The organism is Microcystis sp. M53598_WE2, from assembly GCF_030067735.1.
Lineage (GTDB): Bacteria > Cyanobacteriota > Cyanobacteriia > Cyanobacteriales > Microcystaceae > Microcystis > Microcystis aeruginosa.
In genome coordinates this window covers 1-7,475 of sequence record NZ_JASJFE010000662.1, presented here as the reverse complement: position 1 = coordinate 7,475, position 7,475 = coordinate 1, and the positions used below count along the sequence as shown (strand labels likewise).

Annotated in this window: 10 protein-coding genes; 4 read left to right on the top strand and 6 right to left on the bottom strand. The window is 42.7% G+C overall.

The features are described 5' to 3' along the window. The first annotated feature begins 569 nt into the window (after positions 1-569). The 3 genes from PX636_RS13520 (at position 570) to PX636_RS13510 (ending at position 1,593) form a co-directional block, all read left to right on the top strand. Positions 570-896, top strand: coding sequence for a hypothetical protein (locus tag PX636_RS13520; protein ID WP_002797545.1), 327 nt, complete (start codon positions 570-572; stop codon positions 894-896). Next, the gene (locus PX636_RS13515; protein WP_002769319.1) at positions 881-1,114 is read left to right on the top strand and encodes a DUF2283 domain-containing protein; all 234 of its coding nucleotides are present in this window, start codon (positions 881-883) and stop codon (positions 1,112-1,114) included. The genes PX636_RS13520 and PX636_RS13515 overlap by 16 nt, the downstream gene beginning before the upstream one ends. Positions 1,115-1,332: 218 nt before the next feature. After that, positions 1,333-1,593: a hypothetical protein gene (locus PX636_RS13510; protein WP_288117576.1), complete on the top strand. Its 261-nt coding sequence runs from the start codon at positions 1,333-1,335 to the stop codon at positions 1,591-1,593. Positions 1,594-1,650: 57 nt separating this feature from the next. Here the strand turns inward: PX636_RS13510 and PX636_RS13505 are convergent, their stop codons facing one another. From PX636_RS13505 to PX636_RS13485, 5 genes are all read right to left on the bottom strand, one after another. Beyond that, the gene (locus PX636_RS13505; RefSeq protein ID WP_004163787.1) at positions 1,651-1,869 is read right to left on the bottom strand and encodes a DUF2283 domain-containing protein; all 219 of its coding nucleotides are present in this window, start codon (positions 1,867-1,869) and stop codon (positions 1,651-1,653) included. 321 nt (positions 1,870-2,190) lie between these two features. Further along, positions 2,191-2,514: a type II toxin-antitoxin system PemK/MazF family toxin gene (locus tag PX636_RS13500; RefSeq protein WP_004163786.1), complete on the bottom strand. Its 324-nt coding sequence runs from the start codon at positions 2,512-2,514 to the stop codon at positions 2,191-2,193. After that, positions 2,489-2,692, bottom strand: coding sequence for a hypothetical protein (locus PX636_RS13495; RefSeq protein ID WP_002797544.1), 204 nt, complete (start codon positions 2,690-2,692; stop codon positions 2,489-2,491). The genes PX636_RS13500 and PX636_RS13495 overlap by 26 nt, the downstream gene beginning before the upstream one ends. 373 nt (positions 2,693-3,065) lie before the next feature. Then, positions 3,066-4,136 (bottom strand): alpha-xenorhabdolysin family binary toxin subunit B, encoded by a 1,071-nt coding sequence (locus tag PX636_RS13490; RefSeq protein WP_288117575.1) that lies wholly within the window; start codon positions 4,134-4,136, stop codon positions 3,066-3,068. Between the two features lie 76 nt (positions 4,137-4,212). Further along, on the bottom strand, positions 4,213-5,424 hold the full coding sequence (locus PX636_RS13485) for an alpha-xenorhabdolysin family binary toxin subunit A (protein ID WP_288117574.1): 1,212 nt from the start codon (positions 5,422-5,424) through the stop codon (positions 4,213-4,215). Between the two features lie 746 nt (positions 5,425-6,170). Here PX636_RS13485 and PX636_RS13480 point away from each other — a divergent pair. Then, positions 6,171-6,413 carry a hypothetical protein gene (locus PX636_RS13480; protein WP_288117573.1) on the top strand — a complete coding sequence of 81 codons (243 nt, stop codon included), beginning with the start codon at positions 6,171-6,173 and terminating at the stop codon, positions 6,411-6,413. 404 nt (positions 6,414-6,817) lie between these two features. On the opposite strand, the gene PX636_RS13475 is transcribed toward PX636_RS13480, so the two are convergent. Beyond that, a partial coding sequence (locus PX636_RS13475) for an IS5 family transposase (protein ID WP_288117572.1) occupies positions 6,818-7,475 on the bottom strand: 658 nt, incomplete at its 5' end.

The following is a 7,475-nucleotide window of genomic DNA, read 5'->3' as shown; positions in this document are numbered from 1 at the left end:
TCATTTTAGCATTAAGTTTTCAAGGCAAATTGTTTTGAAAAACGCCCCTTATCAACCATCAACAATAAAACCGCGACCGCAAAATTTTCTAAATTTTGCAATACTAAAAAATACTTGCCTTAGTCATCAATGTTTTTGACGGGTTACAGTATGCTAAACCATCCTATGGGATCAGCGATCGCAATAAGAAGTGTTACAACTGCTTCACTCATAGCTTTAACTGATAGCTCGTAGACTATTTTCTATCCCTTGGGGTAACACGGCGATTGACGTTTCCAAGGCTAAAATAATTGCAGTTTTAAAGTTTAATTAACAAGAAGGCAGTGATCGCTCTGGATGAAAGTGTTTCTTAGGCGATCGCCAAAGGTTTAAGGATACGAGGGATTGATGTTAAAATGTCTTCAGAGGAAGGACTGATTGGGGCTTCTGATCAAGAGCAATTAGTTTATGCTTTGTCGCAAGGCTGAGTTGTTTTCACGTTTCATGTCTCTGATATTGGCAGCTGTGATCGCCAATGATTAAGTTTTGGTTTTTAAATTTAAGATCAGTTTTGGAGACATGAAGAAAATTTGACCAGGTCTTTTTTCTGTAGTTATTTAGAAGTAGAGGTTGAATTAACCGATGAGCGAGAACAGCATATTATTGTTCGCCATCCGGGTACATTACCCGATTATGAGGAGCAATTAGCCCAGACTTTAGCTGATCCAGATTTAATTCGTTCTAGCGATCACGATGAAAAGGCGTTGTTATTTTCTAAGTGGTTTTCAACGATTCGGACGGGACGATTTTTAATTGTGGTGGTGGTTTCCCAATCTAATCTTAGTCGTCATTGGATCGTGACTATATACACAGCCCGAAAAATTACAGGGGGAATAATGGTATGGAAAAAAATCTAACTTTTCGCTATGACCCGACGGGAGATATTCTTTATGTAGATGTCTGTTCTCCCTATGCAGATCAAGAGTCGGAGGAGATTGGGGATGAAATTGTCGCTCGTCTAAATCCGACTTCTGGGGAGATTGAGAATTTGGAGATTTTATTTTTCTCGAAACGCTGGAATCAATCCTTACCGTTACAATTGCCGATTGATGCTGCTTTTCGATTAGTGGGATAATGGGACGCACCCTACGCAATCGGCGATCGCACTGTTTTGACAGTTCAAGCAACGGCAAGATTGGTCGGCATGGCGTAACGTAATATTATAAAAATATGTCGTATTCAAGAGTAAAAAGACTTGTTAGATAGCATACTCAGTCTAAAAAAAATTGAGTTTGATGAGTGAAAGTAAATTTTTAGCTTACATTAACATTAACAAAATCCAAGAGGTTACTAATGACTCAAGCGATTCGTCAAACAATTTTTGTTCAGTCAGATGGTCGTCTAGAAATTCAGTCAGATCAGCTTTTCCCTGGGAGAAAAGTAGAGGTTATTATTATTCTGGAAGATGACCCTGCAATATCATCAGCAGAAGCTTTAGCCATTAAGAGATTGGAAAATTTAGCTGATCCGCAGGAATGGATAACTGGGGTTGAAGCAGAGGAAGAAATTGATGAGGATCAGTTAAGGGAATGGGTTAAAAGTTGTGGCTATTAAAAATCATTTAGAGTAACACGCCGATCGCCGCTTCATTTCTCCCTAATTTACTTAAACTTATGCAGATGCTTTCAGGGGGACGAGGGGGAGTTGATTGATAATAAATTCACCGAGTTGCACTTTTTTGCTGGCATTATCAATGTCTAAACCGACTAGGTTCCCTAATTCATCGTAATCGGCAACGACTCCTTCTGAAATTTCTTGGCTATCAACACTGGATTTGTCTGCAAGGTGGATATAAAGGGAGTCTGTTTCTGGGTAGTAGTTAATCTTCATGGTCTAAAGCTCCGGTCTGGAAAGGCGTTGTGGATAGTCAGCTTATCTTCTAGAGTAATGACTCTCAGGTATCGATCGCCAAATTCTTTTATCTGCGCCCAAAAGCGAAAACGATTATCTTCTTGAGGTTCACAGCGAATAGGGTTTTCGATAACGTAAATACACCATTCTTTTTTGAGGTAAGGGCGTTTTGTTAAAACATCATTTTCAAAAAGGGAAGTGGGTGATCACCATTCAGCCCAAAACGTTGGTTAGCGATCGCCTTCATTCTTCATTCCTGAATAGTTATGCCCCAGAAGACGAAGGTTTATATGACGATTATTAAAGGCGGAGCCAATCTTTCAGCCCGTTTTCAATTAATTTCATCTGTGATTCCGATAGCATTCCAAGCTTTTTCACAAAATAGGGTGGAGGAACGGTTACAAAACCCTGAAGTAGGAAGGCACCTTTTCTTTTCAGAAAGGGAAGGTCGATCTGAATCTCATATTGGGAGCCTCTGATACTAGTTGTATGAGGAATCACACCAATCAAAGCTCGATCCTCATCTCCATAAGGTTCACTCACAACAAGAGCGGGGCGTACTTTTGCTGCTATCCCAAAATCAATCAACCAAACTTCGCTACGAACTGGCTTCGGATTCCCCATCTGCTTCCTCCTCTGCATCTAGACGAGCAAACGATTGAGCGGCAAAAAGAACTGCATCATCATTACTCCAATCACCATAGTCTCCAGTCGGACTCAGGCTGGCTGAAAGGAACTCAGATTTTTCTCTAGCTGAAAGTTTTTTGAACTGTCTAAGAAGTGTTACAACGGCTTCACTCATGGCTTCAACTGATCGCTTGTAGATTACTTTCTGTCCACTAGGTTAGCACGGCGCTCGCTCTTTCAAAAACCAAAACAATCGCGGTTTTAAAGTTTAATTAACCAGAAGCGGGCGATCGCACTGGATGAAGGGGTTTCTCAGGCGATCGCCAAAGGTTTAAGGGTGCGAGGGATTGATGTTACAATGTCTTCAGAGGAAGGACTGATTGGAGGACGATAATGATCGCCACGATTCCTGATAAATCAGCAATGAATAATGCAGTATATGTTGTCATAACATAGCTCATCGCAATTTAGATTAAAGTGTTTTTAAAAAGTAAAAGGTGCGTGGAACGCACCCAATTAAGAACGGTGATCGTGTTCGGAACAACAATTTAAGAAAGGATGACTTTGTTATGCTCATTGCGAGCTTGGTTTACATAAAACTCCATGTCGTTGATAATTGTCATTAAGGTATCCGCCGTAACCGCCTGATTGTTCAAATCTCGAAGTGTTGTCGCGAAACTAAAGAATGCTGTGGACAGCTTAGTGGTTTCCGTAGCCAGCGCTGTCATGGACGTTCCCGCCGTTCCAATTGTGTCTAGCTGTGATAGCGTCGCGTTCTGCGCCCGCAGACGTTCTTGAAAGGCTTCTACCACAATGCGCTGCGTCGTTGCCGCCTTGCCGACTTCATCGCGCATTTGGGTGAGTTGCTCGAATTTAATGACCTTGTCAACAGCCGTCAATATTTTCTTAATTTGCTTTACGGCTAGCTCGATTGACTTCTTCGCGACTGCAACCTCTGGAGCAGCGGCATCCCCCGGGCCAGCATCAAGAAGGCTCGACAGTTCCTCTTCATCTGGCAAGAGTCCAACAAGCTCTTCGGTCGGCCCACCCCGCGCTTCATCAACGGCTGCAGCTAGGGTATCATAGCGCTCTTTGAGGGTTTTGAGACGAGCGGACTCACGATCAACGTCTTGCTTTAGGCGTTCATGGTTTGCTGTCTCGGTGGCTATGGCATCCTTAAGTCGCACCTCGGTTTCTTTCCCAAATGTTGAGAGGCGATCAGCAGAGTCAGAAAGCTTAGTCGCAGCATTGTTAAAGTCTGTGAGGGTGGATGAGACTGCATTACTCAGCCTGCCTTGCAACTGTGCCCGTGGGGTGTTAGCTTGCTCAGTAGAAATACTGCCCGTGCGTTGGGCTTCGTCAATCTCACCAATTTTTTGTAGAAGCAGTTGGACTACCTTCATGTTGTTCAACGAGGTTGGCAGCGAGGCAAGAGCGTTGCTGATCTCTTGATTAAGGTCGTCTGCTACAGTGGCGGCGAGCTTAAGGCGATCGGTAAAGTAGGAATATGCTCCATCGCTCATCGCAGGAACGCTTCGCTTAATAGTTTGGACAGACTGTGCCACAGACTCAAAGTTCGGGATACTAGCTTTAGAATTGGAAAACTGCATAGTGCTCATGATGACCTTATCCTATGTTTGAAAAGTGTTTGGAAAGCGTGGCTTGTACGCGGAAATATATCGAGGTGAGCTTTCACTAGGAATCGTAGGTTTTTTTGAACTCCTCATAAGCCTTGTCAAAGACTTTCCCAAGATCGGTGCTCATGTTACCCACTTCCTTCCACGGGTTGACAATGCCTTCAAGGTCAGTAACAAAGGTCAGCAACATATCGCTGTCCTTGACTTGATTCCACTTATCAACCGATTGGTCAATTCTTGCGATGATGTCAGTCCACAAGAAGTCGAGGTGCTCTAGGGACTGCTGAGCATCTAGAAGACGCATTCCAATATCTGTAAATTGGGTTGCAAACTTATTGAGTATGCCCTCTACCTGCTGTTTCCGCTTGAGCTCCTCGGACTTCTCATCCTTTTGCTGGATTTTTGAGTTCCTATCTTTCCGAACCTTCTCGGCCTTATCGCCAAAAATGCCGCCTGTAATGGCGAGACCAATAATTCCGCCTGCGGCACCAGTGAATGCAAGCCCGACATACTTGTCGTAGTCTTTCTTCAGTTGATCGATATCCTTTTCAAGGCTATCAATACTGTCTTGGAGTTCTTTGATCTGACCATCCAAATTGGCTTTCTTAGCCCGCTCTTTCTTGTCTACGATCGCTGGCTCAAGACCATTCACTGTTCTGTTGTCCGATAGGGTGCCACCAGAGATCTCGGTTTTGTAGTCACGCACTGCCATAAGCACCTTGAGCGTCCGTTGCTTCTGGTCGGCGCAGGTTGCCTTTAACTTTTTGATGACTTCTGGCAACGCCATTTGAATTTTAGCGTCCTTGTCACTAGAAATTGGGATTATTACAGTCGGGTCGTTGATGGTTTGCATCTGCTCAATGATATCCATCTTGGTGATGGTATTGATGACTTTGCCACCAATTCTAACGATGTCATCCGATGCGACTTTGAGGCTAGAAGCCTGCTCCTTCACCAGGCCCTCGACTGGTGTCCAGCGGTTAGCATGGTCAGTGATCTTTTGGTACAAATCGATGATTTCGTTAGGCTCAAGTCCAGGGATGCCTGTGCTGTTGCTGCCGATGTCTTTCGTGAACTGTTCGAGGCTCTGCGGTAGCTTCCTGGCAGCGCGGACATACAGCAAGATTTTGATTAGGTCGTCGGCAGTAAAGATGCCAGCTGCGCGACCGTCCTGAGTTTGACTGCCTGTGAGCAACTGCAACATCACGACTGGAAGCTGTCCAGCTTGAATAGATTTAGACTCAATGGGTACGGAACTGTCAACAACCATTTTAATTTTCTCCCAAATTATCAGAATTAAGTCGAACTTAAAGAGCAGTCTATTTTATCTCAACACCCAACGCAACCAAAGTTTACCAACTTAAGGAAAAAGTCCATAAAATTCCTCAAATCCCTATCCTGCCTAACTTTCAGCCCCTCAACTCTCCCACAAAAATCCTTAACTTGGGAAAAATCCCCAACTTTACCAACTTAAGCCCAAACCTTGTCAAAATATCCTGACAATCTCCCCACTCTCCCAACCCCAAACTTTTAACCCATACCCAAGACCACAAAAATAGCGAGCTACATCAAGAACCGCGATCTCCACAGCCCAGAAACCCACCCCACCGCAGAAACGAGAGAAACCTCTTGCCTCCGCAACCCTGGGATGATTCCATAGCGACAAACCTATAACGAAAAAAGCCAAGCCTTAACGACCCTGAAATTAACCTTAAAACCCGAACACCAAAAGCTGATCGAAGCCAAACTAAATACGGGGCGTTATGCCAATCCAGATGAAATCATTGCCGAAGCCTTGCAATTACTGAGTAAATGCGATCGCTATCAACAATGGGCAATCGAGTTTGATCCCCCTCAATCCCCCGTTCGGCTGAGCTCACGGCCGAAGCCTTAAAAAAGGGGACTTTCTTGAAGAGGCGAAGGAATTGATGGAGAAACCGCGATACAATCAGCGATCGCCCGATAAATCTCTATAATATTCTATAATATCGAGTATTCCCCCATCCCAAACCAGCCATGACAGCCAAAGAAGAACTCCTACAGGAAATCGAAAAAAGCTCCGAGCCACTCCTACAAGAAGTTCTCGACTTCCTCTTGTCGGCACGCTCAGAAAAATATCCTGAAACTCGTAAACCCATCTGGCAAATCGCTCAGGAAATTATGGCTGATGTTCCGCCAGAAATTATCGCTCAACTCCCCACCGACGGAGCCGAACAACACGATCATTATCTTTATGGCACACCAAAACGTAAAGAATGAAAATAATTTTTGCCGATACCTTTTACTGGATAGCGTTGCTTAGTCCTAGAGACACTTGGCATCTCAGAGTCATCGAATGGAGCCAATCTAACCCTCATGTATCGCTAGTGATGACAGACGGTATTGTTGATGAAATTTTTGCTCATTTCTCCAAACAAGGCGACATTAGAACTCTTGCAAATTAATTATATGTTATAATGATGGTTTAACTAATTTTCCCCAAAAAATTAGTTAATCAGTACATTCGTCCTGAATGAAAACTTGAAGTTTAACTTTTAACTCAAAACTCTTTAGAGCTGCTTTAATTTGGTTATCAAAACCTCTTTATTTAAGCGGCACAAACTATCTCAATTTTTATAATTGAGAATAAATTCTCCTTGACTTGATTAATCTTTAGGCAACTTTTAAGAAGCTGCTATACCTATCCCTAACTCACAGTTATAAATAGCCGCCAACAAGTTAACTCTTAAACTATATCTTCGACGACGATTCCGATATTTACAGGATAAGATTTTAAAGATTTTGAGTTTCCTATTTATAGGTTCAATGATAATCCTTTCTTTAGCTAAAGCCTTGTTATACTCTTTTTCTAACTCTGTTAATTTTCTATTTTTCGATTTCTTTTTCGGTGTATAACTATTACTATGGTATGCAGCTATTCCCTGATAACCACTGTCTTCTATGCTGGTAGTTAAAGGATGAAAACGAACTCGACTTTTTTTAAATAAACTAAAATCATGACCTCTGCCTTTCCCACAAAAGACACAGATAATTTCCTCGGTATTTTGATCAGCTACTAATTGGGATTTTAAAGTATGATAACCTCTTTTACCCCCCAAAAAATCTTTCTGTTTCTTTTTGGGGCGTTCAATGGGAGTTTCCGTTACATCCATTACCGTTACGACCGGTATCTCTGCTTGATTTAGTAGAGCTTTTTTTCCTTTTAAACGGAAGTTTCCCGATTGTAAAAGCATTTTTTCCGTCTTATTTACAATCCGACATATAGTTGATTCTGATAGTTCCCAGCTTGTACCAATGTGAAAATATGTTCTATATTCTCGC

What these genes read in the sequence shown, in the direction of transcription:
- PX636_RS13490 (WP_288117575.1), bottom strand. Translation starts at nt 4,136, where the DNA reads ATGAGCACTATGCAGTTTTCCAATTCTAAAGCTAGTATCCCGAACTTT.
- PX636_RS13510 (WP_288117576.1), top strand. Translation starts at nt 1,333, where the DNA reads ATGACTCAAGCGATTCGTCAAACAATTTTTGTTCAGTCAGATGGTCGT.
- PX636_RS13480 (WP_288117573.1), top strand. Translation starts at nt 6,171, where the DNA reads ATGACAGCCAAAGAAGAACTCCTACAGGAAATCGAAAAAAGCTCCGAG.
- PX636_RS13515 (WP_002769319.1), top strand. Translation starts at nt 881, where the DNA reads ATGGAAAAAAATCTAACTTTTCGCTATGACCCGACGGGAGATATTCTT.
- PX636_RS13485 (WP_288117574.1), bottom strand. Translation starts at nt 5,424, where the DNA reads ATGGTTGTTGACAGTTCCGTACCCATTGAGTCTAAATCTATTCAAGCT.
- PX636_RS13505 (WP_004163787.1), bottom strand. Translation starts at nt 1,869, where the DNA reads ATGAAGATTAACTACTACCCAGAAACAGACTCCCTTTATATCCACCTT.
- PX636_RS13500 (WP_004163786.1), bottom strand. Translation starts at nt 2,514, where the DNA reads ATGGGGAATCCGAAGCCAGTTCGTAGCGAAGTTTGGTTGATTGATTTT.
- PX636_RS13495 (WP_002797544.1), bottom strand. Translation starts at nt 2,692, where the DNA reads ATGAGTGAAGCCGTTGTAACACTTCTTAGACAGTTCAAAAAACTTTCA.